General features: G+C 67.0%; 25 protein-coding genes. 12 read left to right on the top strand and 13 right to left on the bottom strand.

The annotated features are described in order from the left end of the window. The 4 genes from ACVN9Z_RS11020 to fusA all read left to right on the top strand — a co-directional run bounded on the left by ACVN9Z_RS11020 (window position 1) and on the right by fusA (window position 4,743). Window positions 1–1,398, top strand: coding sequence for an aminotransferase-like domain-containing protein (locus ACVN9Z_RS11020; RefSeq protein WP_085941815.1), 1,398 nt, complete (start codon window positions 1–3; stop codon window positions 1,396–1,398). 57 nt (window positions 1,399–1,455) lie between these two features. After that, a complete protein-coding gene (locus ACVN9Z_RS11025; protein WP_006388727.1) occupies window positions 1,456–1,800 on the top strand; it encodes a protein tyrosine phosphatase family protein in 345 nt (114 codons plus the stop codon). An 87-nt stretch (window positions 1,801–1,887) separates the two neighbouring features. Then, window positions 1,888–2,352, top strand: a complete 465-nt coding sequence (locus ACVN9Z_RS11030) for a universal stress protein (protein ID WP_006388728.1) — start codon at window positions 1,888–1,890, stop codon at window positions 2,350–2,352. A gap of 279 nt (window positions 2,353–2,631) precedes the next feature. Continuing rightward, a complete protein-coding gene (fusA, locus tag ACVN9Z_RS11035) occupies window positions 2,632–4,743 on the top strand; it encodes an elongation factor G (protein WP_006388729.1) in 2,112 nt (703 codons plus the stop codon). Between the two features lie 61 nt (window positions 4,744–4,804). Here the strand turns inward: fusA and ACVN9Z_RS11040 are convergent, their stop codons facing one another. Continuing rightward, window positions 4,805–5,761 carry a DMT family transporter gene (locus tag ACVN9Z_RS11040; protein ID WP_026382460.1) on the bottom strand — a complete coding sequence of 319 codons (957 nt, stop codon included), beginning with the start codon at window positions 5,759–5,761 and terminating at the stop codon, window positions 4,805–4,807. 243 nt (window positions 5,762–6,004) lie between these two features. Between ACVN9Z_RS11040 and ACVN9Z_RS11045 the strand changes: the two genes are divergently transcribed. Beyond that, window positions 6,005–6,475, top strand: a complete 471-nt coding sequence (locus ACVN9Z_RS11045) for an Lrp/AsnC family transcriptional regulator (protein WP_006388732.1) — start codon at window positions 6,005–6,007, stop codon at window positions 6,473–6,475. Window positions 6,476–6,487: 12 nt separating this feature from the next. On the opposite strand, the gene ACVN9Z_RS11050 is transcribed toward ACVN9Z_RS11045, so the two are convergent. After that, entirely contained in the window at window positions 6,488–7,297 is an 810-nt protein-coding gene (locus tag ACVN9Z_RS11050) for an alpha/beta fold hydrolase (protein ID WP_458213390.1), read from the bottom strand. Between the two features lie 131 nt (window positions 7,298–7,428). On the opposite strand from ACVN9Z_RS11050, the gene ACVN9Z_RS11055 reads away from it, so the two are divergent. Further along, window positions 7,429–7,926 carry a YbaK/EbsC family protein gene (locus ACVN9Z_RS11055; protein WP_006388734.1) on the top strand — a complete coding sequence of 166 codons (498 nt, stop codon included), beginning with the start codon at window positions 7,429–7,431 and terminating at the stop codon, window positions 7,924–7,926. Window positions 7,927–7,979: 53 nt separating this feature from the next. On the opposite strand, the gene ACVN9Z_RS11060 is transcribed toward ACVN9Z_RS11055, so the two are convergent. From ACVN9Z_RS11060 to ACVN9Z_RS11105, 10 genes are all read right to left on the bottom strand, one after another. Next, window positions 7,980–8,780 carry an ABC transporter ATP-binding protein gene (locus ACVN9Z_RS11060; protein ID WP_026382457.1) on the bottom strand — a complete coding sequence of 267 codons (801 nt, stop codon included), beginning with the start codon at window positions 8,778–8,780 and terminating at the stop codon, window positions 7,980–7,982. After that, the gene (locus tag ACVN9Z_RS11065; RefSeq protein ID WP_006388736.1) at window positions 8,777–9,820 is read right to left on the bottom strand and encodes a FecCD family ABC transporter permease; all 1,044 of its coding nucleotides are present in this window, start codon (window positions 9,818–9,820) and stop codon (window positions 8,777–8,779) included. Before ACVN9Z_RS11065 ends, ACVN9Z_RS11060 begins: the two co-directional genes overlap by 4 nt. Next, window positions 9,820–10,512, bottom strand: coding sequence for a tol-pal system protein YbgF (gene ybgF, locus ACVN9Z_RS11070; RefSeq protein WP_006388737.1), 693 nt, complete (start codon window positions 10,510–10,512; stop codon window positions 9,820–9,822). Before ybgF ends, ACVN9Z_RS11065 begins: the two co-directional genes overlap by 1 nt. A gap of 85 nt (window positions 10,513–10,597) precedes the next feature. Then, complete coding sequence (gene pal, locus ACVN9Z_RS11075) at window positions 10,598–11,098, bottom strand: peptidoglycan-associated lipoprotein Pal (protein WP_006388738.1); 501 nt, start codon at window positions 11,096–11,098, stop codon at window positions 10,598–10,600. Window positions 11,099–11,129: 31 nt separating this feature from the next. Continuing rightward, window positions 11,130–12,452: a Tol-Pal system beta propeller repeat protein TolB gene (gene tolB, locus ACVN9Z_RS11080; RefSeq protein ID WP_006388739.1), complete on the bottom strand. Its 1,323-nt coding sequence runs from the start codon at window positions 12,450–12,452 to the stop codon at window positions 11,130–11,132. 16 nt (window positions 12,453–12,468) lie between these two features. Continuing rightward, window positions 12,469–13,560, bottom strand: coding sequence for a cell envelope integrity protein TolA (tolA, locus tag ACVN9Z_RS11085; RefSeq protein ID WP_024067741.1), 1,092 nt, complete (start codon window positions 13,558–13,560; stop codon window positions 12,469–12,471). 39 nt (window positions 13,561–13,599) lie between these two features. Beyond that, on the bottom strand, window positions 13,600–14,058 hold the full coding sequence (locus ACVN9Z_RS11090) for an ExbD/TolR family protein (protein ID WP_006388741.1): 459 nt from the start codon (window positions 14,056–14,058) through the stop codon (window positions 13,600–13,602). Next, window positions 14,058–14,738, bottom strand: a complete 681-nt coding sequence (gene tolQ / locus ACVN9Z_RS11095; RefSeq protein WP_006388742.1) for a protein TolQ — start codon at window positions 14,736–14,738, stop codon at window positions 14,058–14,060. Before tolQ ends, ACVN9Z_RS11090 begins: the two co-directional genes overlap by 1 nt. A 2-nt stretch (window positions 14,739–14,740) precedes the next feature. Then, entirely contained in the window at window positions 14,741–15,163 is a 423-nt protein-coding gene (ybgC, locus tag ACVN9Z_RS11100; RefSeq protein ID WP_006388743.1) for a tol-pal system-associated acyl-CoA thioesterase, read from the bottom strand. Window positions 15,164–15,220: 57 nt separating this feature from the next. After that, window positions 15,221–16,951: a proline--tRNA ligase gene (locus ACVN9Z_RS11105; protein ID WP_006388744.1), complete on the bottom strand. Its 1,731-nt coding sequence runs from the start codon at window positions 16,949–16,951 to the stop codon at window positions 15,221–15,223. Window positions 16,952–17,016: 65 nt separating this feature from the next. Here ACVN9Z_RS11105 and ACVN9Z_RS11110 point away from each other — a divergent pair, with 65 nt between their 5' ends. The 6 genes from ACVN9Z_RS11110 (at window position 17,017) to ACVN9Z_RS11135 (ending at window position 23,059) form a co-directional block, all read left to right on the top strand. Further along, window positions 17,017–17,589, top strand: coding sequence for an RNA pyrophosphohydrolase (locus tag ACVN9Z_RS11110; protein ID WP_006217428.1), 573 nt, complete (start codon window positions 17,017–17,019; stop codon window positions 17,587–17,589). Further along, complete coding sequence (locus ACVN9Z_RS11115) at window positions 17,570–18,256, top strand: response regulator (RefSeq protein WP_020925157.1); 687 nt, start codon at window positions 17,570–17,572, stop codon at window positions 18,254–18,256. The genes ACVN9Z_RS11110 and ACVN9Z_RS11115 overlap by 20 nt, the downstream gene beginning before the upstream one ends. 7 nt (window positions 18,257–18,263) lie before the next feature. Then, entirely contained in the window at window positions 18,264–19,796 is a 1,533-nt protein-coding gene (locus ACVN9Z_RS11120) for a sensor histidine kinase (protein WP_026382455.1), read from the top strand. Between the two features lie 212 nt (window positions 19,797–20,008). Continuing rightward, window positions 20,009–20,488, top strand: a complete 480-nt coding sequence (locus ACVN9Z_RS11125; protein WP_006388747.1) for a tripartite tricarboxylate transporter TctB family protein — start codon at window positions 20,009–20,011, stop codon at window positions 20,486–20,488. A gap of 6 nt (window positions 20,489–20,494) precedes the next feature. Next, on the top strand, window positions 20,495–22,018 hold the full coding sequence (locus ACVN9Z_RS11130; RefSeq protein ID WP_024067742.1) for a tripartite tricarboxylate transporter permease: 1,524 nt from the start codon (window positions 20,495–20,497) through the stop codon (window positions 22,016–22,018). Window positions 22,019–22,129: 111 nt separating this feature from the next. Beyond that, the gene (locus ACVN9Z_RS11135; protein WP_006388749.1) at window positions 22,130–23,059 is read left to right on the top strand and encodes a 2-hydroxyacid dehydrogenase; all 930 of its coding nucleotides are present in this window, start codon (window positions 22,130–22,132) and stop codon (window positions 23,057–23,059) included. On the opposite strand, the gene ACVN9Z_RS11140 is transcribed toward ACVN9Z_RS11135, so the two are convergent. Beyond that, on the bottom strand, window positions 23,053–23,994 hold the full coding sequence (locus ACVN9Z_RS11140; RefSeq protein ID WP_006388750.1) for a LysR family transcriptional regulator: 942 nt from the start codon (window positions 23,992–23,994) through the stop codon (window positions 23,053–23,055). The genes ACVN9Z_RS11135 and ACVN9Z_RS11140 overlap by 7 nt on opposite strands. Window positions 23,995–24,106: the final 112 nt, after the last annotated feature.

Genomic DNA, 24,106 nt, shown 5'->3' on the forward strand with positions numbered 1-24,106 from the left:
GTGCGCCAGGCCGACGCCACCTTGGTGGCGCAACTGGCCGACGGCCTGGCCCGCCGTATCGACGAGCAGGGCCTGCGTCCCGGCACCCGCCTGCCCTCCATCCGCAAGATGGCCGAGCAATCCGGCGTCAGCCGGTTTACGGTGGTGGAGGCTTACGACCGGCTGGTGGCGCGTGGCCTGGTGCAGTCGCGCCGCGGCGCCGGCTTCTTCGTGCGGGCCCGCAACGGCCCGCTGGCCGCAGCCGCCGCGGTTCCCGAAAGCCAGGGTTTCACGCCGCCCGCGCGGGTGGATATCGCCTGGCTCTTGCGCAGCATGTTCCGTGAAGGTGGCGGCCCGGGCATGCCGGGCGGCGCCGGCCTGTTGCCGGCCGACTGGCTGGATCCGGACATGGTGGCGAGCGCGGTGCGCGCCGTCGGGCGGTCGGTGCGCGGCCATCTGGTGTCCTACGGGCATCCGCAGGGATTTTCGCCGCTGCGCCAGCAGATCGCGGCGTCGCTGCAGAGCGAAGGCGTGCCGGCCCATCCCGATCGCAACCTGCTCACCACCAACGGCGTCACGCACGGCCTGGACCTGATTGCCCGCCTGCTGGTGCAGCCCGGCGACACCGTGCTGGTCGAGGATCCGGCGTGGTTCGTCATCTTCGGCCGGCTGGCCGCGTTCGGCGCGCGGCTGATCGGCGTACCGCGCGGTCCCGATGGTCCCGACATCGCGCAGCTGGAGCAACTGGCGGCGCAGCACAAGCCCAGGCTCTTCATCGTCAACAGCGCGGTGCACAACCCCACCGGCCATACCCTGTCGGCCGGCGCCGCCTACGACATCCTGCGCATCGCCGAGCGCCACGATTTCATGGTGGTGGAAGACGACACGTATGGCGATCTGCACCCCGGCGGCGCCATGAAGCTGGCGGTGCTCGATCGCCTGAACCGCGTGATCCTGGTCAGCGGCTATTCAAAGATGCTGGCCGCCAGCCTGCGGGTCGGCTACCTGGCCGCCAATCCCGACATCCTGCAGAAACTGGCCGACCTGAAAATGCTGGCGGGCCTGACCTCGCCCGAACTGGGCGAACGGGTGGTGCACCGGGTACTGATGGAAGGCCAGTACCGGCGTCATATCGAGCGTGTGCGCCAGCGGGTGGACGAAGCCCGCCAGCGCTGCCTGAAAGGCCTGTTGAAGCTGGGCCTGACGGTCCCTCACGAGCCGCAGGCAGGCATGTTCGTCTGGGCCGACTGCGGCCGCGACAGCGAGGTGCTGGCCCGCGCCGCCGCCGACCGCGGCATGCTGCTGGCGCCGGGCACGCTGTTCTCGCCATCGCAGGCGCCATCCACCATGTTGCGTTTTTCGGTGTCGATGGCGGACGAACGCGGGGCCTGGAGCGTATTGGAAAAACTGTTCGGCTGAAACGGCACCTGCAATAATAGGATCCAGCCCTCTCTACCTCGCCATCAAGGAATCGCCATGTCCGCACCGATCAAGCCCCTGACCGACAATTTCGCCGTCGCCCCGCAACTGGGGCCCGACGACATGGCCGACGTGGCGGCCGCCGGCTACAAGAGCGTCATCATCAACCGTCCCGATTTCGAGGGCGGCCCCGATCAGCCGACCGCCGCCGATGTGTCCAAGGCCGCCGCCGCCGCCGGTCTGAAAATCGAATACCAGCCGGTCGTCGGCAGCGCCATGACCGCCGCCGACGTGGTCCGCTTCGCCGAACTGCTGCGCACGCTGCCGGGCCCGGTGCTGGCGTACTGCCGCACCGGGACGCGTTGCACCAACCTGTTCGCTGCCGCCCAGCAACTGGGTTGACGCGCATCAAGGACCCCGGGTTCGCTTGATGTGAACCTGGCGGGTTTCCGGTAGCATGGAACTTCCTCTCAAACAGGAGCAGGCAAGATGTTCAAGAAGATCCTGATTCCCACCGACGGCTCGCCGCTGTCGGCCCAAGCCGCCAACGCCGGCATTTCCTTCGCGCGCTCGGTGGGCGCTGATGTCGTCGCCCTCTACGTGACGCAGCCGTTCGCCGCCACCATCGGTTTCGACGGCATGGCCGCGGCCTACGCCATCACCGACGAAGACTACGAGAAAGCCTCGGCCGAACAGGCCGACAAGTACCTCAAGCAGATCACCGATCGCGCCGACACCGCCGGGGTGAAGTCCGAGGCGCGCGCCGTGTCCAACTTCAACGTGGCCGACGGCATCGTCCAGGCCGCCGCCGACGCCGGTTGCGACCTGATCTTCATCGGCAGCCACGGCCGCAGCGGCCTGTCGCGCCTGCTGCTGGGCAGCGTCACCGCCAAGGTGCTGTCGCTGGCCAGCACCGCCGTGCTGGTGTACCGCGTCAAGGAAGAAAAGAAGTAACACCGCTGCCCGCCGCCGGTGTCAGGCCGCCGTCAGGCCCGCCGGCGCCGACGCATGCCAGGCCCCTCCCGCCGAGGGGCTTTTTCTTGTCCGCGCCATTCCCTATGGCGCTTATGGCTAAAGCTTGTAAACCGGCTCGCGGCGCGTAATATTCACGGATAGTGCGGGCGCGGTTTCGCAATCCCCGAGCACACCTCTCAACGCGGCATGGCGCCCGCCGCGGCAGTATCCGGTCGGACCTGCCGCCCATTCCTGGTGATTACTGCAAGGAACGAGGCCATGACTCGCAAGACGCCTATCGAGCTATACCGGAACATCGGCATCAGCGCCCACATCGACGCGGGCAAGACGACGACCACCGAGCGCATCCTCTTCTATACCGGTATCACCCACAAGATCGGCGAAGTGCACAATGGCGCCGCCGTGATGGACTGGATGGAACAGGAACAGGAACGTGGCATTACGATCACGTCCGCCGCCACCACCGCCTTCTGGAAAGGCATGGCCGGCAACTATCCCGAACACCGCATCAACATCATCGACACGCCGGGCCACGTCGACTTCACCATCGAGGTCGAGCGCTCCATGCGCGTGCTGGATGGCGCGGTCATGGTCTATGACGCGGTCGGCGGCGTGCAGCCGCAATCCGAGACCGTCTGGCGCCAGGCCAACAAGTACCGCGTGCCGCGGCTGGCCTTCGTCAACAAGATGGACCGCGTCGGCGCGGACTTCCTGCGCGTGCAGCGCCAGATCAGCGAACGCCTCAAGGGCGACGCCGTGCCGGTGCAGTTGCCGGTGGGCGCCGAAGACGGCTTCGAGGGCGTGATCGACCTGGTCAAGATGAAGGCCATCATCTGGGACGACGCCAGCCAGGGCGTGCGCTTCGAGTATCGCGACATTCCGGCGGCGCTGCAGGCGCAGGCGCAGGAGTGGCACGACAAGATGGTCGAGAAGGCCGCCGAGGCCAACGAGGCGCTGCTGGAGAAATACCTGGGCGGCGAGGCGCTGACCGAAGCCGAGATCAAGCAGGGCCTGCGCCAGCGCACGGTCGCCAACGAGATCGTGCCGATGCTGTGCGGCAGCGCCTTCAAGAACAAGGGCGTGCAGGCCATGCTGGACGCGGTCATCGACTACCTGCCGTCGCCGGTCGACGTGCCCGCCATCAAGGGCCACGACGAGCGCGACCACGAGATCGAGCGCCATCCCACCGACAAGGAACCGTTCTCGGCGCTGGCCTTCAAGATCATGACCGACCCGTTCGTGGGTCAGCTGGTGTTCTTCCGCGTCTACTCCGGGGTGGTCAAGTCCGGCGACTCGGTCTACAACCCGGTCAAGGAAAAGAAGGAGCGCCTGGGCCGCATCCTGCAGATGCATGCCAACGAGCGGCGCGAAATCACCGAGGTCTACGCCGGCGACATCGCCGCCGCGGTGGGCGTCAAGGACGTCACCACGGGCGACACGCTGACCGACCCGGCGCACGTCATCGTGCTGGAGCGCATGGTGTTCCCCGAGCCGGTTATCTCGCAGGCGGTCGAGCCCAAGACCAAGGCCGACCAGGAAAAGATGGGCATCGCCCTGGGCCGGCTGGCGCAGGAAGATCCCTCGTTCCGCGTGCGCACCGACGAGGAGTCCGGCCAGACCATCATTTCCGGCATGGGCGAGCTGCACCTGGAAATCCTGGTCGACCGCATGAAGCGCGAGTTCGGCGTCGAGGCCACGGTGGGCAAGCCGCAGGTGGCCTATCGCGAGACCATCCGCAAGACCTGTGACGAGGTCGAAGGCAAGTTCGTCAAGCAGTCGGGCGGCCGCGGCCAGTACGGCCACGTGGTGCTCAAGCTCGAGCCGCAGGAGCCGGGCAAGGGCTACGAATTCGTCGACGCCATCAAGGGCGGCGTGGTGCCGCGCGAGTTCATCCCGGCGGTCGACAAGGGCATCCGCGAGGCGCTCAACGCCGGTGTGCTGGCGGGCTACCCGGTGGTCGACGTCAAGGCGACACTGTTCTTCGGCTCGTACCACGACGTGGATTCGAACGAGAACGCCTTCAAGATGGCCGGTTCGATGGCCTTCAAGGAAGGCATGCGGCGCGCCGATCCGGTGCTGCTGGAGCCGATGATGCAGGTCGAGGTGGAAACGCCCGAGGACTTCACCGGCAACGTCATGGGCGATCTGTCGTCACGCCGCGGCATGGTGCAGGGCATGGAAGACATCGCCGGGGGCGGCGGCAAGGTGGTGCGCGCCGAGGTGCCGCTGGCCGAGATGTTCGGCTACTCCACCTCGCTGCGCTCGCTGACGCAGGGCCGCGCCACCTACACGATGGAGTTCAAGCACTACGCCGAAGCGCCGCGCCAGGTGGCGCAGGAAGTGATCGCGGCCCAGGGCACGGGCCGCTGAATCCGGAGCTGCCCGTAACGAGGGCCACCCGCGCGGGTGGCCCTTTTTTCTTTCTCGCGCCTCAGGCCGGCGCGGCGGCGCCGGCCGTCGTCGTCCGCATGCGCAAGGACGCCAGTTTCACGCCCGACAGGATCATCACGAAGCCATAGGCATGGAATAGCTGCGGCGCCTCGCCCAGCAGCGGCCAGGCCAGCAACGCCGCATACACCGGCACCAGGAACATCGACAGGCCCGCGGTGGCGGGGCCGGCGCGGCTGATCAGCCGGCCGTAGACGTAGTACGCGCCCAGGCTCGGCACGACCGCCAGGAACAGCAGCACCGCCGCCAGGCGCGGATCGCTCCAGGGGGGAGTGGCGCCGGCGGCGGCCTCGATCCCGGCGAAGGGCGCCAGCGCGATCGCGCCGCCCAGCATCATCGCCGCCAGCCGCGCGCCGTCCGGCACGGCCGGCAGCGTCAGGCGCTTCTGCAGCACCGTATAGAACGCCCAGCCGGTGGCGGCCAGCAGCACCCACAGGTCGCCCTGGCCGAACGCCAGCCGCGCCAGCGCCCAGGCGTCGCCGCGCGTCAGCACCACCAGCACGCCGCCCAGCGCCAGCGCCAGCCCGGCGGCGCGCAGCGGCGAGAGAGGCTTGCGCCAGATGATCGCTTCCAGCAGCGCCACCAGGATCGGGCTGCACGAGAAGATCAGGGCGATGTTGGTGGCGCTGGTGCTCTGGGCGCCGATGTACTGCGGCGCCACCGCCACGCCCATGCCCAACACCGCCAGCGGCAGCAGCGTGGGCAGGCCGCGCCACAGCGCCTGGCGATGCCGCAGCAAGGCCGGCGCGGCCAGCGGCAACAGGATCAGGAAGGCGATCAGCCAGCGGCCGAAGGCCAGGAAAACGGGGGGGAGGGCGGCGTCGTGGGCCCAGCGGGCGGCCACCATGTTGGAGGCGAATAGCGCCGGCGCGGCCAGGAGCATGGCGGTGCCGGACAGGCCCAGGCCGGTTCTTGCGGGTACTGCTGCTGCGTGAGACATGATTTCCCGCCGCGCGGATCGGCGCGCGGCAACTGCGGTGGACTACACCGGCGCCAAGGCCGGGTTGTGCCGCGGCGCAGGCGCTGGATCCGACGGGCGGGGTAATGCCCGTCTTGCTGGAAAGTCTACGACCGGGTCGGGAAAATAGGTTTCCTGATTCCCGCCATTTCCGTAGAGATAGAGGAATATATATCCTATAAAATTAAGTTTTACAGGGATATTCTCTTCTGCGGATTCTCAGCCGTGTCCACCCCGCCCAAAATCGACGAAACCGACCGCAAGATCCTGCGCGCGCTGCGCACCGATGGCCGCCTCACCAACCTGAAACTGGCCGAGCAGGTGGGCCTGTCGCCCACGCCCTGCTGGAACCGGGTCAAGGCCTTGGAGGACGCGGGCGTGATCGAGGGCTACGCGGCGCTGTTGAACCAGAAGGCGCTGGGCCTGCCCGACACGGTGATGATCGAGGTCACGCTCGAACACCACGACGACGACACGCTGGCGCGCTTCGGCGAGGCGATCACGCGCCTGCCGCAGGTAGTGGAGGCGTTCCTGGTGACGGGCGAATACGACTACCTGATCAAGGTCGCGGTGGCGGGCACCGAAGGCTATGAGGAATTCCTGCGCAAGCGGCTCTACAAGCTGCCCGGCGTGCGCCACAGCCGCTCGACCTTCGTGCTCAAGCGCCTCAAGCACACGCCGTCGGTCGAACCCTGACGGCGCGCGGGGTCAGCCGCGCAGGAACGATTCGATGGCGCCATTGAAGGCGCGCGGGTTGCCCAGGTTCATGCCGTGCGACGAGCCGGCGATGTCGACGCGCCGCGCCTGGGGCAGCCACTGCGCCAGCGCGTCGAGTACCGCCGGGTAGGGCGCGGGGCTGAGCGCGCCGCCGATCAGCAGCGTCGGCAGGGCCAGCGAACCGATCTGTTCCGGGCTCAGGGTGGCGGGCGTTTCGCGGGCCTGGCCGAACAGCGTGCCGGCGTTGTCGCGCACCATCTCCTTGAACCAGGGCACCATGCGCTGCCAGGTGTCCGGCCCTGTCACGGTGTCGACGAACAGCGCCAGGCCCTCTTCGAGCGCGCCGTCGCGGATCAATTCCAGCGCGCGCTGACGGAAGCCGCCGCGCAGATCGTTGTCTCCGGGCAGCGGCAGGCCCGGGTCGGCCAGCGTCAGGCTGCGCAGCGCGTCGGGGCGCGCCAGCGCCGCCTCCAGCGCCACGCGGCCGCCGCGCGAATGGCCCACCAGGTGGGCCGGCTGGCCCGCGACCTGGTCGATGAAGGCCAGCACGTCGGCGCCATGCTGCGCCACCGAAAACCCCTCGCCTTCGCCATCCCAGGTTTCGGGCCAGTAGCGCCGCAGGCACACCGCCAGCACCCGGAACGAGCGGCCCAGCGGCGCCATCTGCGACTTCCAGTAGCGACAGTCCGCCAGCGAGCCATGCACCAGCACCAGGGGCTCGCCCTCGCCGTATTCGGTGTAGGACATGGCATAGCCGCCGATGTCGGCGGTTTGCAGGGGCAGGACGGGTTCTGAACGCATCGGATCGGGGTTGGGAAAGCCAGGCGGGCATTCTAGCCGGTTCGCTCCCCCGTCCACGGCACGCCCGCGCCCGCGGCGGGGGCTGATAAACTCGTTTCCCGATCTTTTTTCCCTTGAACGGAGTTCGCCAGATGTCCCCCGCCACCCCCGCCGATCTTCCCGAGTCCGCCCAACGCGTCGCCCGACTGCTCGCCGAAATGGGTCATGACAAGCCGGTGGTGGTGCTACCGCAGACCGGCAAAACCTCGGCGGAAGCGGCCGCGGGGCTGGGCTGCGAAGTGGCCCAGATCGCCAAGTCGATCATCTTCCGCCGGGCCGCGGACGATGCGCCGGTGCTGGTCATCGCCAGCGGCGTCAATCGCGTCGATGAGGCCAAGGTCGCGCAGCAGGTCGGCGCCCTGGCCAAGGCCGACGCCAAGTTCGTGCGCGACATGACCGGCTACGCCATCGGCGGCGTCTGCCCCATCGGCCACGCGGTCAAGCCAGTCATGCTGCTCGACCAGGACCTATTCCAGTACGACAGCCTGTGGGCGGCGGCGGGGCACCCGCACGCCGTGTTCAACCTGACGCCGCAGCAGTTGGCCGCCATGACCGGCGCGCCGGTTGCGGACGTCGCGCAGCGCGCCTAGCGTTGCCTGTCCGCCGGACCGCCGGCCTCAGGGTCCCGCGCGGGACGTAGCGGTCAGTGCGGACGCGCTTCCAGGTCGTCGATCAGCACCTGGAGCCGTCCGCGCGAGCAGGCTTCGACCCGGCCCTGCACTCCATATACAGCCGCCAGCGACGCTGGCGTGATTACCTCGGCAGGCGCGCCGGCGGCGGCCAGCCTGCCGCCATGGATCATCACCGCTCGGTCGGCATGCTGCAGGGCCACGTTCAGGTCGTGCAGCACGATCACCGTGATCAGCCCGTGCTGCGCGGTTTCCTGCCGCAGCAGCCGCATCACATGGAACTGGTAGTTCAGGTCCAGCGCCGACAGCGGCTCGTCCAACAGCAGCACGCGCGGACGGCGCACCAGCGCCTGCGCCAGCCCCACCAGCTGCTTCTGTCCGCCCGACAGGGCGTCCAGGTAGCACAGCGCCAGGTGAGCGATGCCCAGCCGCTCCAGCAGCCGGTCGATCTCGTGCAGATCCGCCGGCGGTCCTTCGGCCTGGCTGGCGCGGGCGGCCACCAGCACCGATTCGAACACCCGCAGGTGCACGGCGGCAGGCAGGCTTTGCGGCAGGTAGACAAGATGGCGCGCGCGGGTCGCGAAATCCATCCGCGTCAGATCGAGATGGTCCAGCCGCGCCTGGCCGGCGCGCGCCTTCACCAGGCCCGCCAGCGCCTTGAGCAGCGTCGATTTGCCGCTACCGTTGGGACCCAGCAGGGCCGTGACTTCACCCGCGTCCAGCCGGGGCAGCGACAGATCGTGCAGCACGTCCGTGCCGCCATAGCCGGCGGTGATGCCTTCGATCGCCAGCGCCGGCTGCGGGGCGGCCGTCATGGCAGCCTCCGGCGCAGCACTACCGCCACGAAGAACGGAATGCCGATCAGCGAAGTGACGATGCCCACCGGCACGATCACGCCTGGCGCCAGGTTCTTGGAGGCGACCGAGGCCAGCGACAGGATCACGCCGCCGACCAGCGCGCTGCCCGGCAGGAAGAAGCGATGATCCTCGCCCACCAGGCGGCGGGCGATGTGCGGCGCGATCAGGCCGATGAAGCCGATGGTGCCGACGAACGCCACCGCCAGCGCCGACAGCAGGCTGACGCGCGCCAGCGCCGTCACGCGCACGCGGCGCACGTCCACGCCGAAGCTGGCGGCGCGTTCCTCGCCCAGCCGCAGGGCGGTCAGCTTCCAGGACTGGCGCAACGCCAACGGCAATGCCACGGCGAAGGCCAGTCCAAGCGTGGCCACGGTGGTCCAGCTCGAGCGCGCCAGGCTGCCCATGGTCCAGAACACCAGGTTTTGCAGCGCCTCGGCGCTGGCGGTGAACTGCACCAGCGACACCAGCGCGTTGAAAGTGAACACCATGGCGATGCCGAACAGCACCACGCCCGACGTGTTCATGCCGCCGCGCCGCGCCACGCCGTCCAGCATCAGGGCGGCAAGCAGGGCGAACAGGAAGGCATTGCCGGCGATCAGCCAGCCGTCGGGGATGCCGGGCACGCCCAGGTGCAGCACGATGGCCAGCGACGCGCCGAAGGCGGCCGCCGACGACACGCCCAACGTGAATGGGCTGGCCAGGGGATTGTTCAGGATGGTCTGCATTTCCGCGCCCGCCAGGCCCAGCGCCATGCCGACCAGCGCGGCCATCAGCGCGTAGGGCAGCCGGATATCCCAGACGATGACGCGCAGCGTCGGATCGGCCGACGCCGGCGCGCTCAGCGTGCGCCACAACTCGCCCCAGCCCAGGCCCGAGGGACCGAGCGTGAAATCGAGCAGCAGCCCAATGCAAATCGCCGCCAGCAGCAGGGCGATGAGCCCTGCCCGGCGGCGCAGGATGTGCCGGTAGGCGGCGACCGCGGTTGCGGCTTCCGCCATTACTGCAGCAGTTGCAGGCGGCTCTTGGCCGTGTTGGCGGCCGGCGTGGTCGGGTAGTCGCGCACGATGCGCTGCAACGTGGTCTTGGCGCCGGCGCGGTTGTTCATCTCGATCTGGCTGCCGGCGATGACCAGCAGGGCGTCAGGGGCGCGGGCGTTGTCGGGCGCCTTCTGCACCATGGCGTTCAGTTGTTCGATGGCGCCCTTGAAGTCCTTCAGCGCGTAGCGGCTGCTGCCCAGGTAGAACTGGGCGCTGGGCGCGAGCTGGCTGGCGGGGTAGAGCGCGGTGAAGGCGGCCAGCGATTCGGACGCTTCCTTGTACTGGCCCTTGCGGAACAGGTCGATGGCGCCGTCGTAGGCGGCCTGCTCCTGCGGATCGCCGGCCGTCGCGCCCGGCGGGTTGGCGCCGCCGGCGGCGCCGCCCGGCTTGTTGGCGCTGGGCTGTTGGCGCGACACCAGCTCGAGCTGGTCGCGCAACTGGGCGACTTCCTGCTGCAGGGCCTGGATCTGATCGGCCAATTGCAGCTTGGCCCGTTGGCTCTGCTCGTTCTGCTGCTGCACCTGCTGGCGCAAATCCAGGATGGCCTTGCGGGCCTCGTCATCGGAGAAAGCGTGGGCGGGGGCCGCCAGGGCCGCCAGCACCAGGCCAGTGGCCGCCATCAAGGGACGCAGGGACAGAACGTAATCGCGCATGAAAATTCCCGGGGATAAAAACAAACGTCGGGACGGCCGGCTGACCGTCCCGACGCGTGGTGGGGCACTTAACTATACGAAAAGCTTAACGCTGATAAACGATATCGGCGCGGCGGTTTTCCGCAAAGTCGGCTTCCGACGAGCCAGTCGCCTTCGGCTTTTCTTTACCGAAGCTGATGGTTTCGATCTGGTTGTCGCTGACGCCCAGCAGGGTCATCATGCGACGCACGGCGTCGGCACGGCGCTGGCCCAGGGCCAGGTTGTATTCGGCGCCGCCGCGTTCGTCGGTGTTGCCTTCGATCTTGATTTTCTGCTGCTGGTGCGAAGCCAGGTAACGGGCGTGGGTTTCCACCAAGCCGCGGTACTGGTCGGACACCGTGTAGCTGTCGAAGTCAAAGTATACCGAGCGCTGTTGCGCCAGGATGCTTTGGGGGTTGAAGGGATCAAGGATCTGGCCGGAGGCCGAGGATCCTTGGCCAGCGCCTCCGCCCTGACCCGCTTTATCGTCGAGAGGGACGGAGCTGCAAGCTGCCAGGGTGGCGGCCAGAGCGGCGATGGTTAGGCTTTTGGCAATGCGCGACTTCATGATAGTTCCTTTGCAAAGAGAGTCACACGTGTTATCGGGTAAATGGGCCCCAAGTCGGTTCACGTATTTCCCCGTTCAGTACCGAAAGCGTCTGCCGTACGCGACCATCGCTCGAAACACCTGCAAGCACGCTACGTCCGTTTTGGATCGCGGCGTAGAGGACTTGCATGCCGTTCGGCGCGAAGCTTGGCGACTGATCGTCACGACCATCGGTCAACAAGTTCTCCGAGCCGGAGGACAGGTTCAACGATGCGATTCGAAACGCGCCGTCGCGTCTGGCAACGTACAGCAGCGTCGATCCATCGGGGGAAATTCGGGGTGAGATGTTGTAACCACCATTAAACGTGAGGCGGCGAGCATCGCCACCGTCCAGGCCGGTTTGGTAAATTTGCGGCCCGCCGCTGCGGTCACTGGTAAAGATAATGGAACGGCCGTCCGGCGTAAAGCTCGGCTCGGTGTCAATCCCGGGAGAACGCGTAACTCGCTTCATATTCGAGCCGCCGGCCGCGCTAACGATGTAAATTTGCGACAGACCATCACGCGTCAGGGCCACGGCAAGCTGGGTGCCATCGGGCGACCAGCCGGGGGCGCTGTTGTTGCCCTTGAAGTTGGCGACCGGCACGCGGGCGCTGGTGGCCAGGGTGTGCACGTACACCACCGGCTTGCCGGATTCGAAGCTCACGTATGCCAGCTTGGAACCATCGGGCGACCAGGACGGCGAGATGATCGGCTCGCGCGAACGCAGGGCGACCTGCGGATTCTGGCCGTCGGCGTCAGCCACCTGCAGTTCGTAGGTGGCGCCTTGCTTGAGCACGTAGGCGATGCGGGTCGAGAACACGCCGCGCACGCCGGTGATCTTTTCATAGATGCGGTCGGCGATCTGGTGGGCGACGCGGCGCAGTTCCTGCTCGGTGCCGGAGAACGCAACGCCATCCAGCTGGCCCTTCTTGACCGTGTCGGCCAGGCGGTAGCGCACGTCGTAGCGGCCGTCGTTGCCGCGCACGATGCTGCCGTAGGCGATGAAGTCGGCGCCCTTGGCGCGCCAGTCGTCATGGGCGATGGGCGAATCGACGTTCAGGCCCGAACCGGCGGCGCTGATCAGGCGGAACTGGCCGGTGCGGGTCAGGTCGGCGCGAATCACTTCGGCCAGGGCGCGGCCATGGGCGTCGTCCACCGCGAAATCGGCGATGGCAACGGGGTATTGGGTGGCGCCGGTGCCGGAAATGTCGACACGCAGCTGGGCCTGGGCGGGCTTGAGGGCCATCAGGCAGGCCAGCGCCAGCAGCAACAGGCCGAATCCATACGATCGCCAGAGAACGAGGGGGGAAGCTCGTCGGCTATGGGCGGGAGTCATAATCAGCAATCTCCTGTCAATCATACATTCTGTACACAACGTCAATGATGGGCTCGTAGCGGCCGGTCGAAGGCTTGGGGAAGGGGTTGCAGCGGCGGATGCCGGTCTCGACCGCGCGGTCGAAGCCCGCGTTGCCGGAGGAACTGGTCAACGTGACCCCGTTAACCTTCCCGTCAGAACCTAACTGTACCCGGTATTGGGCCGTCGGATTGTCCGAGCCGCTGCGCGGCGGCGGCGGGTAGGCCACGCCGGGTTGCACGCAGGCGCGCACCTTGGCGCCATAGCCGCTGTCGCGCCCGCCACCGGCCTGGTTGCGGTCGGCGGTGCCGCCGGGAATGCCGGCCGCGCCCAGGGCGTCGTTGCGGAACGCATCCTTCAGGGCCTTGTCGGCCGCGGCCTTCTTGGCGGCTTCTTCCTTGGCCTTCTTTTCGGCGGCGGCTTTTTCAGCGGCGGCTTTGTCGGCCGCGGCCTTTTCAGCGGCGGCCTTCTCGGCAGCCGCCTTTTCAGCCGCTGCCTTCTTGGCGGCGTCTTCCTTGGCCTTCTTTTCGGCAGCGGCCTTGTCCGCAGCCGCCTTCTCCGCCGCAGCCTTGTCGGCGGCGGCCTTCTCGGCCGCCTGGCGTTCCTGTTCGAGGCGCTTCTTTTCCTTCAGCTCGGCCTGCTTGCGCTCTTCCTCCAGGCGCGCCTTTTCCTTGGCGGCCTCGGCGGCCTGGCGGGCCTGTTCTTCCTTCTCTTTCTTCTTCTTGGCTTCCTGCAGCGCGATCTCGGGATCGACCTCGTCGGCCTTGGGCTGGGCCTGCGGCTCCGGCTTGGGCGGGGGCGGCGGCGGCGGCTCGGGCTGCTTTTCCGGCTCGGGCTCGGGTTGCGGCTTGGGCTGGGGCTTGGGCGGTTCGGGTTGCGGTTGCGGCGGAGGCGAGACCGGCGAATTGCCGTCGGCCCACAGCTGCACTTCCACCGGTCCCGGGTTTTCAGTGCGCCAGTTCAGGTTGAAGATCAACACGGCCAGCAGCAGCGCGTGCACCAGCAACGCCAGGACCAGGGCGATCCGGTTGTCGTTGTTGGGCGGCGTGGCCGGGGGGCCGCTGTGGTGTCGAATGATGGGTGGCGTCATGAGCGTTGCAGGCCGGCGGCGCCGGCGGAGGACGTCGCGTTAGCGTTTTTTCGCGGGGGCGGGCTGGTTGCCGCCGGCGGACTGGTCCACCAGCAGGCCCAGGCGGGTGATGCCATTGGTACGCAGTTCGTCCATGACCTTCACGACCGTCTCGTAGGGCACCTTGCCGTCGGCCGCGATCACCACCGGCGTTTCCGCCGTGATGCGCGAACGCACCTGCGCCACCAGTTCGGGACGGGCAATGTCCTGCATGGTGGCGCCGGGTTCGCGCATGCGCAGCGCGATCTTGCCGTCTTCCGAAATCTGGACTTCCAGCGGCTTGACGGGAACGTCGGACGCGGCGCCCACCGACGGCAGCTGGATCAGGCCCGGCGTGATCAGCGGTGCGGTCACCATGAAGATGACCAGCAGCACCAGCATCACGTCGATGTAGGGCACCACGTTGATGTCGGCCTTCATGCGGCGGCCGGACCTGCCGCGCGAGCTTACCGAGGGCATTAGCGCACCTGCCGTTGCAGAATGTTCAGGAATTCATCGACGAAGCTGTCGAAACGGATCGAGATGCGATCGATGTCGTTGGTGAAGCGGTTGTACGCGACCACCGCGGGGATGGCGGCGAACAGGCCGATGGCGGTGGCGATCAGCGCTTCGGCGATACCCGGGGCCACCGAGGCCAGCGTGGCCTGCTGCATGTTCGACAGACCGATGAAGGCGTGCATGATGCCCCAGACCGTGCCGAGCAGGCCGATGTAGGGCGAAACCGAGCCGGCCGAGGCCAGGAAGTTCAAGTGGGATTCCAGCGCGTCCATTTCGCGCTGGTAGGCGGCGCGCATGGCGCGGCGCGGGCCGTCGAGCACGGCGGTGGCGTCATTGCTGGCGTTGCCGCGGCGGGCCTTCAGGAATTCGGTCATGCCGGCATCGAAGATGCGGGCCAGCGCGCCTTGCTCGTCGCGGCGCGAGGCCACCGCCTGCTGCAGCATCGACAGGTCGCCGCCCGACCAGAAATCGTCTTCGAAACGGCGGGTCTGGGCGTGGGCGCGCTTGATGGCCAGCCGCTTGGCGAAGATGTACGTCCAGGACATGATCGAGATGCCCAGGAGCATCAGCATGATCAGCTGGACCGGCACGCTGGCGTGCGAAATCAACGAAAGCAACGACATGTCGTTGGTGGCTTGCATGGTTATTCCTGAATTGATTCCAGTTTGGCGCGGACGTCGGCCGGTAGTTCCACCGGCCGCATGTTGACGGCATCGACGCAGCAGACTTGGATATTGCCTTCGGCAAGCAGTTCCCCGTCCCGTTCTGCGCGCTGCGCGAAGTGTATCGAAGCGCGGCCCAGTCGTGTGACCCGGCTGCGTATCGTAAGCAAATCGTCCAGCTTGGCCGGTTTGCGATAAGACATGTCCAGGGCGCGGACAACGAACAGGCGCTGCTCGCCGACGGCCAGGTCGGATTGATTGACTCCCAGGTCGCGCAGCCATTCGGTGCGGGCGCGCTCCAGGAATTTCAAATAGTTGGCGTAGAAAACCACCCCGCCCGCGTCCGTGTCTTCGTAGTAGACACGGACCTGCAGGAGGGATTCGGTGGACTTCGGATCGGTCACGATGGGAGATTCGATGATGCGGGTCGGGACGCGAAAAGTCCGTAGTTACTTTAAGGTTTAAAGCGTGTCGAGTTTCGTCAGCACGGTTTCAAGCGCGGACTCTACCGGAATCTTGGCCGCTTCGGTTTCCCGACGGGCCTGCAATTCCACCACACCGTCGTTCAATCCGCGTTCTCCAACTGTTACACGGAGCGGCGCGCCGATCAATTCCCATTCGGCAAACATGACGCCGGGGCGGGCGTCGCGGTCGTCCAGGATGACGTCCACGCCGCGCGCCAGCAGCGATTCGTACAGCTTCAGGGAGGTGTTACGCACGGTTTCGCTTTTGCCCCAGCCCACCGGGCAGATGACGACTTCGAACGGCGCGATGGCGCGCGGCCAGATGATGCCGCGGTCGTCGTGGTTCTGCTCGATGGCGGCGCCGACGATGCGGGTGATGCCGATGCCGTAGCAGCCCATTTCCAGCACGGCCGGCTTGCCGGTTTCGTCCAGGAAGGTGGCCTTGAGGGCTTCGGAGTACTTTTTACCCAGGTAGAAAACGTGTCCGACCTCGATGCCGCGCTGGATCGACAGCGTGCCCTTGCCGTCCGGCGAGGGGTCGCCGGCGACCACGTTGCGCAAGTCGGCCACCTGTTCGGGTTCGGGCAGGTCACGGCCCCAGTTCACTCCCTGGATGTGGAAGTCTTCGCGGTTGGCGCCGCAGACGAAATCGGCCATGTTGGCCACGGTGCGGTCGGCGATGACGTGCACCGGGCGCGCGGTGCGCACCGGGCCCAGGTAGCCGGGCTTGCAGCCGAAATGCTCGACGATTTCGCTTTCGGTGGCGAAACGGAAGCCGGCCAGGCCGGGCAGCTTGCTGGCCTTGATCTCGTTCAGTTCGTGGTCGCCGCGCAGCAGCAGCAGCCAGATCTCGACCTTGCCCTTGTCGCCATCGGTGGCCAGGACGATGGACTTCACCGTGCGCTCCAGCGGCAGGTCCAGCAGGCGGGCCACGTCTTCGCACTTGGCGGCGCCCGGGGTGGCCACGTCGGCCATGGGCTGGGTGGGCGCGCCGCGCTCGGCGTACAGGCCGGGCGCCTCGGCCAGCTCGATGTTGGCGGCGTAGTCGGAATCGGCGTTGTAGACCAGCAGGTCTTCGCCGGTGTCGGCGATCACCTGGAATTCATGGCTGCGGGTGCCGCCGATGGAGCCGGTGTCGGCCGCGACGGCGCGGAACTCCAGGCCCAGGCGGCCAAAGATGCGCATGTACGCGGCGTACATGTTGTCGTAGCTCTTCTGGGCGCCGGCTTCGTCGCGGTCGAAGGAGTAGGCGTCCTTCATGGTGAATTCACGGCCGCGCATCAGGCCGAAGCGGGGGCGGCGCTCGTCCCGGAACTTGGTCTGGATGTGATAGAAATTCAGCGGCAGCTGGCGATAGCTGTGGATCTCGTTGCGGGCGATGTCGGTGATCACCTCTTCCGAGGTCGGCTGCAGCACGAAATCGCGCTGGTGCCGGTCCTTGATGCGCAGCAGCTCGGCGCCGTACTGCTCCCAGCGGCCCGATTCCATCCAGAGTTCGGCCGGCTGGACTACCGGCATCAGCAGTTCGATCGCGCCCGAGGCGTTCATTTCCTCGCGGACGATGGCCTCGACCTTGCGGATGATCTTCAGGCCCAGCGGCATGTAGGTGTAGATCCCGCCCGCGAGCTTGCGGATCATGCCGGCCCGGGTCATCAGCTGGTGGCTGGCGACTTCGGCTTCGGAAGGGGCTTCTTTCAGGGTGTTGATATGGTAGTTGGATGCGCGCATGTTTAAAGGTGGCAGCAGATACGTATAATCGACTGTAATTGTATTGAATTCGGTGGGGGTGGCCCATGCTTGACCGCGAAGGCTACCGCCCCAATGTCGGCATCATTCTCGTCAATAGCAGAAACGAGGTCTTTTGGGGCAAGCGTATCAGGGAACATGCCTGGCAGTTCCCGCAGGGCGGCATCAAGTACGGCGAAAGCCCGGTGCAGGCCATGTATCGCGAGCTCCATGAAGAGGTGGGCCTGAAGCCCGAGCATGTCCGTATTTTGGGGCGTACACGCGATTGGTTACGTTATAACGTGCCCGATCACTTCGTCCGGCGTGAGTGGCGTGGCCACTATAAAGGACAAAAGCAGATTTGGTTCTTGTTGCGCCTGGTGGGACGTGACAGCGACGTATGCCTGCGCGCGACGCAGCATCCGGAATTCGACGCCTGGCGCTGGAGCCAGTACTGGGTGCCGCTGGATGCCGTGATCGAGTTCAAGCGGGACGTCTATACCCAGGCGTTGAACGAGTTGTCGGCAATCCTCTTTCGGCGTCATCACGAAACCCGCTACCTGCGTCAGCGCGTGCATGGGCAGCGGGCGGCGGAGAACTTGCCCGAAGGAACGGACGGTCATGCGCATATTGTTGGTTGAAGATGAACGGGACATGGCGTCCTGGCTGATGCGCGCGCTCGCGCAAAGCGGCTTCGTGCCGGACCACGCGGCCGACGCCCGCACGGCCGAGGCCTTCATGGCGGGCACCGAGTACGACGCCATCGTCATGGACCTGCGCCTGCCCGACAAGCACGGCCTGGTGGTGCTGCGTGAGATGCGCAACCGCGATGACCGCACCCCGGTGCTGCTGCTGACCGCCCAGGGCGCCCTGCAGGACCGGGTCCGCGGCCTGAACCTGGGCGCTGACGATTTCCTGACCAAGCCGTTCGCCCTGGAAGAACTGGAAGCCCGCCTGACCGCACTGGTGCGCCGCAGCCGCGGCCGCCAGCATCCGCGCCTGCAGTGCGGATCGCTGTCGTACGACAGTGAAAGCCGCGCCTTCACGCTCGACGGCTCCCTGCTGTTCCTGACCCCGCGCGAGCATGCCGCCCTGGCGGCGCTGCTGACGCGCAGCGGCTACCCGGTGGACAAGTCGCAACTGTTCGGCAAGGTCTTCACCCACGACAGCGAGGCCAATCCGGACGCCATCGAGGTGGTGCTGCACCGCCTGCGCAAGAAGCTGGCCGGCAGCGACGTGCGCATCGTCACGGTGCGCGGGCTCGGCTACATGCTGGAAAGCGTCGCCAGCGAAGCCGCCGACTCCTGACGCCCTCGTGAGCCTCCGGATCCCTGGGTTGCCGCGGGTCGGCATCCGCGCGCTGCTGATCATCCTGTTGCTGCCCGGCGTGGTGGCGCTGCTGGTCATCGACAGCCTGAACGACTACCGCACCCTGTCCGAGATCACCAACGAGGCCTACGACAGCGCGCTGGTCGAGCCTGCCCGGGTCCTCGAAAGCAGCCTGGAATTCACGCCCGACGGCTCGCTCCAGGTGGCGACGCCACTGTACGCCCAGGTCATGCTGGAATCGCGCGCCGGGCTGCGCAAGTATTTCCGCATCGAACAGATCGATCCGCCCTTGCCGGACGGCGCGCCGGTGCCCCTGGAACAGGGCAAGACGCTGCTGGGCATGCCCGAACTGCCGCGCCCGCCAAGCTGGCCGCGCTCCAACGGGCCGCCGGTGTTCTACGACGGGGTCTACCGCAACGACCCGGTGCGGGTGGTATCGCTGGTGCGCGACCTGTATTACCAGGGCGTGCATCGCCAGGTGTTGGTGCTGGTGGCCGAAAGCACGGGCAAGCGCATCGAGGCCGAGAACAGCGCCCGGCGCCAGGAAATCCTGCGCGACGCGCGCATGCTGGCGCTCGTGGTGCTGCTGGTCTGGTGGGGGGTGTCCTGGGCCTTGAAACCGCTGCGCCGCCTGCGCGCCGACATCCGCAACCGCAGGCCCGACGACCTGACCCCGCTCGATGCCTCTCGCGTGCCCAGCGAAGTTGCGCCGCTGGTCGACGCCGTCAATCACCACATCGCCCGTTACCGCCGCGTGCTGGAAGAGCAGTCGCATTTCCTGGCCGACGCCTCGCACCAGTTGCGCACGCCGTTGGCCATCATGCTGACGCAGGCGCAATACGCCTTGCGCGAACGCGATCCGGCGCGGGCCCAGGAAGGCTTGCGCGCCATCGTCGACCAACTGGGCCGCACCCGCCGCCTGACCGAGCAATTGCTGTCGCTGGCGCACGCCAACCAGGCGGACCAGTTGCCGCGCCAACTGCTCGACATGAACGCCGTCTCGCGCGAGGTGGTGTTGCAGTACCTGCCGCTGGCGCACGAAAAGCAACAGGATCTGGGCTGGGTGCAGGCTGTCAACGCGCAGGGCCAGGAAATCGGCGCGCCCGTGTCCGGCAGCGAAGCCGAATTGCATGAGGCCTTGTCCAACCTGGTCCACAACGCCATCCATTACGCGCCCGTCGGGGCGCGCATCACGGTATCGGTCAGCCGGGTCGAAAACCGCGCCGAGGTGGCCGTGTCCGATAACGGCCCCGGCCTGCAGCCGCTCCTGCGGGCCCGCGCCTTCGCCCGCTTCGAGCGTGTCGGGACCGACAAACCGGTGGCATCCTCCGGCTCGGGCCTGGGACTGGCCATCGCCCGGGCCTATGCCCGCCGCAACGATGGCGACATCGAATTGCGCGACGGCGAGCCCAACGCGCAGGGCGGGGTCGGCCTGGCCTCCGTGCTGTGGCTGCCGTTGGCGACGACCGTCTCGCAGTATCCGCGTCCCGCCGACGTCGAGTTCACCGGCGAACAATAATTCCGCCAAGCTTTCATTCCATCGCCCCGAGCCGCGTGGCGCGACGCATCTTTCTCCATCAGGGATAACCCCCGGATTCAGGATCGCGACAGCGCATAGAAAGCGAATTAGCAGCTTCCTTCCGTAATCTGCCAGCCGGCTTGTTGTAAAGAGCCGGATGGCGCACGCTCTTGGCGCCATCCCGAGGGCCCGCACGGCCCTGCTCCAGGAGGATGGAAGTGCAAAAAACAATTAATAGAAAGGACTACTACGGCGGCGCGCTGATGGTCCTTGTCGGGTTGGGGGCGATCTACGGTGGTACGGACTATCACATCGGAACGCTCAGTCATATGGGGCCGGGGTTCTTCCCCGCGGCACTGGGCGGCCTGCTGGCGCTGACGGGGATCCTGATCGCGATCTCGGCGCGCTCCGGCGAATCCACGCCGCCCGCGCCGGGCGATGGCCACGCGCACGGCCTGCCGGACCTGCGCGGCAGCGTCTGCATCCTGCTCGGGACGCTGGCGTTCCTGCTGTTGGGCCACTACGGCGGCCTGCTGCCCGCCACGTTCGCCATCGTGTTCATCTCCGCCCTGGGCGACCGCAAGAACACGGTCAAGCAGGCATTCGTGCTGTCGATCGGCATGTCCGTGATCGCGGTGGTGGTTTTCTGGTGGGCGCTGCAACTGCAGCTGCCGCTGTTTCGCTGGGGTTGATACGCCATGATTTCTCAAGCTTTGACCGATCTCTGGTACGGCTTCGGCGTCGCGTTCCAGCTCCATAACCTGATGTGGTCGTTCTTCGGCGTGCTGGTGGGCAACCTCATCGGCGTGCTGCCCGGCATGGGCGCGCTGTCGGCCATCTCGATCCTGCTGCCGCTGACCTACGTGATGCAGCCGGTGCCCGCCATCCTGATGCTGGCCGGCATCTTCTACGGCTCGCAGTACGGCGGCGCCATCGGCGCGATCCTGCTCAACCTGCCTTCGCATCCGCCGCACGCGGTGACGTGTCTTGACGGGTATCCACTGACCAAACAGGGCAAGGGAGGGACGGCGCTCGGCATCACGATGATCTGCTCGTTCTTCGCGGCATCGGTCGGCATCATCGTCATGATCTTCGCCTCGCCGCTGCTGGTCGAGGTGGCCTTCAAGTTCGGCCCGACCGAGATCTTCTCGATCATGCTGCTGGGCCTGCTGGCCGGCGCCACGATGTCGCGCGGCTCGCCGCTCAAGGGCGTGGCCATGACGCTGTTCGGCCTGATGTGCGGCGTGGTCGGCACCGACGTGAACACCGGCACCATCCGCTTCTCGTTCGGCCTGCTGGACCTGTCCGATGGCCTGGAACTGGTGGCGATCTCGATGGGCCTGTTCGGCGTTGCCGACTTCCTGATGAGCGTCAACCGCATGACCATCATCGGCAGCGGCGCCAAGCTGCGCCTGCGCGACATGCGCCCCAGCAAGCAGGAAATGAAGACGGCCTTCTGGCCGATGGTGCGCGGCACCGCGGTGGGCACGCTGTTTGGCGCCATGCCCGGCACCGGTCCCACCATCACCACCTTCGTGGCCTACGCGCTGGAACGCAAGATCTCCAAGACGCCCGAGCAGTTCGGCACCGGCATGATCGCGGGCGTGGCCTCGCCCGAAGCCTCGTCGCACTCCAAGACGCAGGTCGACTTCATCCCCACGATGAGCCTGGGCATCCCCGGCGACGCGGTGATGGCGCTGATCCTGGGCGCGCTGCTGATCCAGGGCATCCAGCCCGGCCCGCAGCTGATCACCGAGCATCCGGACATCTTCTGGGGTCTGATCGCCAGCTTCTGGGTCGGCAACGTGCTGCTGATGGTGCTCAACGTGCCGCTGATCGGCGTCTGGGTCAAGCTGCTGCAGGTGCCGTACCGCTACCTGTTCCCGTCGGCGCTGTTCTTCATCGCGGTGGGCGTGTTCAGTACCCAGAACAGCCTCTTCCAGATCTGGGAAGTGCTGGCCTTCGGTGTGATCGGCGCCATCCTCATGACGCTGGAATTCTCGGTCGCGCCCATCCTGCTCGGCTTTGTGCTGGGCCCCATGGTCGAAGAGAACTTCCGCCGCGCCTTGCTGTTGTCGCGCGGTGACCTGGCGGTGTTCGTGCAGCGCCCGATCAGCGCCTGGTTCATTGCCGCCAGCGCCTTGCTGATCCTGCTGCAGTTGTGGGCCTTCGCGCGCCGCAGCCGCGGCAAGAACAAGCCGCAGGTGCCGCAAGCGGCCTGACACCCGGCATTGTCCGCAGCGCAAACGGCCCGGCCTTCACGCCGGGCCGTTTGATTTGTGCGCCGTCTTCCCCCATGCTTGCGATTTCCCGAGCCCGTCCGGATCTACGCCATGCATATCCTCTTCGCCTGCCCCCTGCACGACCCCGACGTCTGGGTCCCGCGCCTGCAAGCCGCCATGCCCGGCTGTCGCATTTCCGTCTGGAATCCCGACGGCCCGCCATCCGGCGCCGAGGTCGCCCTGGTATGGAAGCCGCCGGTCGAGCTGTTCCAGCACGAGACCGGCATCGAGACGCTGTTCAACCTGGGAGCGGGCGTGGACGCCTTGCTCAAGATGAAGGAGATTCCGCCGCACGTGCGCATCGTGCGGCTGGAGGACGCCGGCATGTCGGTGCAGATGGCCGAGTACGCGCTTTACGCGCTGCTGCGCGTGTCGCGCGATTTCCAGGCCTTCGACGAATCGCAGGCGCGCCAGCACTGGGATACCCGCGAAGGCACGCGCCAGGCCGATTGGCCGGTGGGCGTTCTGGGCCTGGGCCAGGTCGGCGCGCGCGTGGCGCAGACGCTGGCCGAGTTCGGTTATCCGGTGGCGGGCTGGTCGCGCACGCCGCGCGAGATTCCCGGCGTGGAGTCCTTCTCCGGGCAGGACGCCTTGCCGGCCTTCCTGGCGCGCACCCGCTTCCTGGTGAACGTGCTGCCGCTCACGCCCGACACCCGTGGCATCCTCAACCGCGACACGCTCGGCCAACTGCTGCCCGAGGCGCACCTGGTCAACGTCGGCCGTGGTGAACACCTGGTCGAGGAAGACCTGGTGCAGATGCTGGAAGAGGGCGAAATCGCCGGCGCCACGCTCGACGTGTTCCACACCGAACCGTTGCCCAAGGATCATCCGTTCTGGCGCGATCCGCGCGTGCATGTCACGCCGCACATCGCCGCCCGCACGCTGCGCGACGAAAGCATCGAGCAGATCGCCGGCAAGGTCGCCCGGCTGATGCGCGGCGAACCCATCACCGGCGTGGTCGAGCGCGAGCGCGGCTACTGAGCGGCGGGCGCCGTGGCGCCTTGCTTCTCCAGCCGCTGATAGGTGGGGGGCAGGCGCTGCGACAGGAAATCCAGCAGCGTGCGCACCGCCGGCATCATGCCGCGCCGCGACGGATAGATGCAGTGGACGATGCCTTCCGGCGATTGCCACTGCGGCAGCACCGGCACCAGTTGGCCGCGGCGCAGTTCTTCCTGGGTCGCGATCGAGGGCAGCAACGCGATGCCGCGGCCGCGCACGGCGGCTTCCACCAGCACGATGAAGTCGTTGCACGAGAGCTGCGGCTTGAGTTCGATGTGCACCTCTTCGCCCTTGTCGTTGCGCAGCGGCCAGCGCACCTCGTTCTGCGGATCGCTGAAGCTCAGGGTGGTGTGCGAGGCCAGGTCCTGGGGCGTGTCGGGCGCGCCGTGGCGCTGCAGGTAGCCCGGGCTGGCCACCAGCGTGCCGCGCGCCGTGCCCAGGTGCCGCACCACCAGTTCCGCGTCGGTATCGAGCTTGGTGCGCACCCGCAGCGCCAGGTCCACCCCTTCGCGGATCAGGTCCACGCGGCGATTGGTCACCAGCAACTGCACCGAAATGGCCGGCCAGGCGTCCAGGAATTCCGGCAATAGCGGCGCCAGCACGTCCTGCGCGATAGAGACCGGGCAGCTGACCACCACCGGGCCGGTGGGTTCTGACTGCAACTGGCGCATGGCGTCGTCGGCCGCGCGCGCCGAGGCGGCCATTTCACGGCAGTAATGCAGATAGCGTTCGCCGGCGGCCGTCAGGCGCAGGCGGCGGGTGGTGCGTTGCAGGAGCCGCACGCCCAGGCTTTCCTCCAGGTGCGAGATGCGGCGCGACAGGCGTGATTTGGGAATGTCCAGGGCTCGCGCCGCCGCGCTGAAACCGCCTTGTTCGACGACTTGGGAAAAATAGTAGAGGTCGTTTAGATCTTGCATGATTGTTCTATACCTGGAACGAATAGTTCATCATACCCGGGTTTATGTGATCAATTAAGCGGTCTACAGTGACGCCATGCATTCAGGACCCGCGCCCTTCGCGGTCCGCACT

This window comes from Achromobacter sp. KK8, from assembly GCF_054188005.1.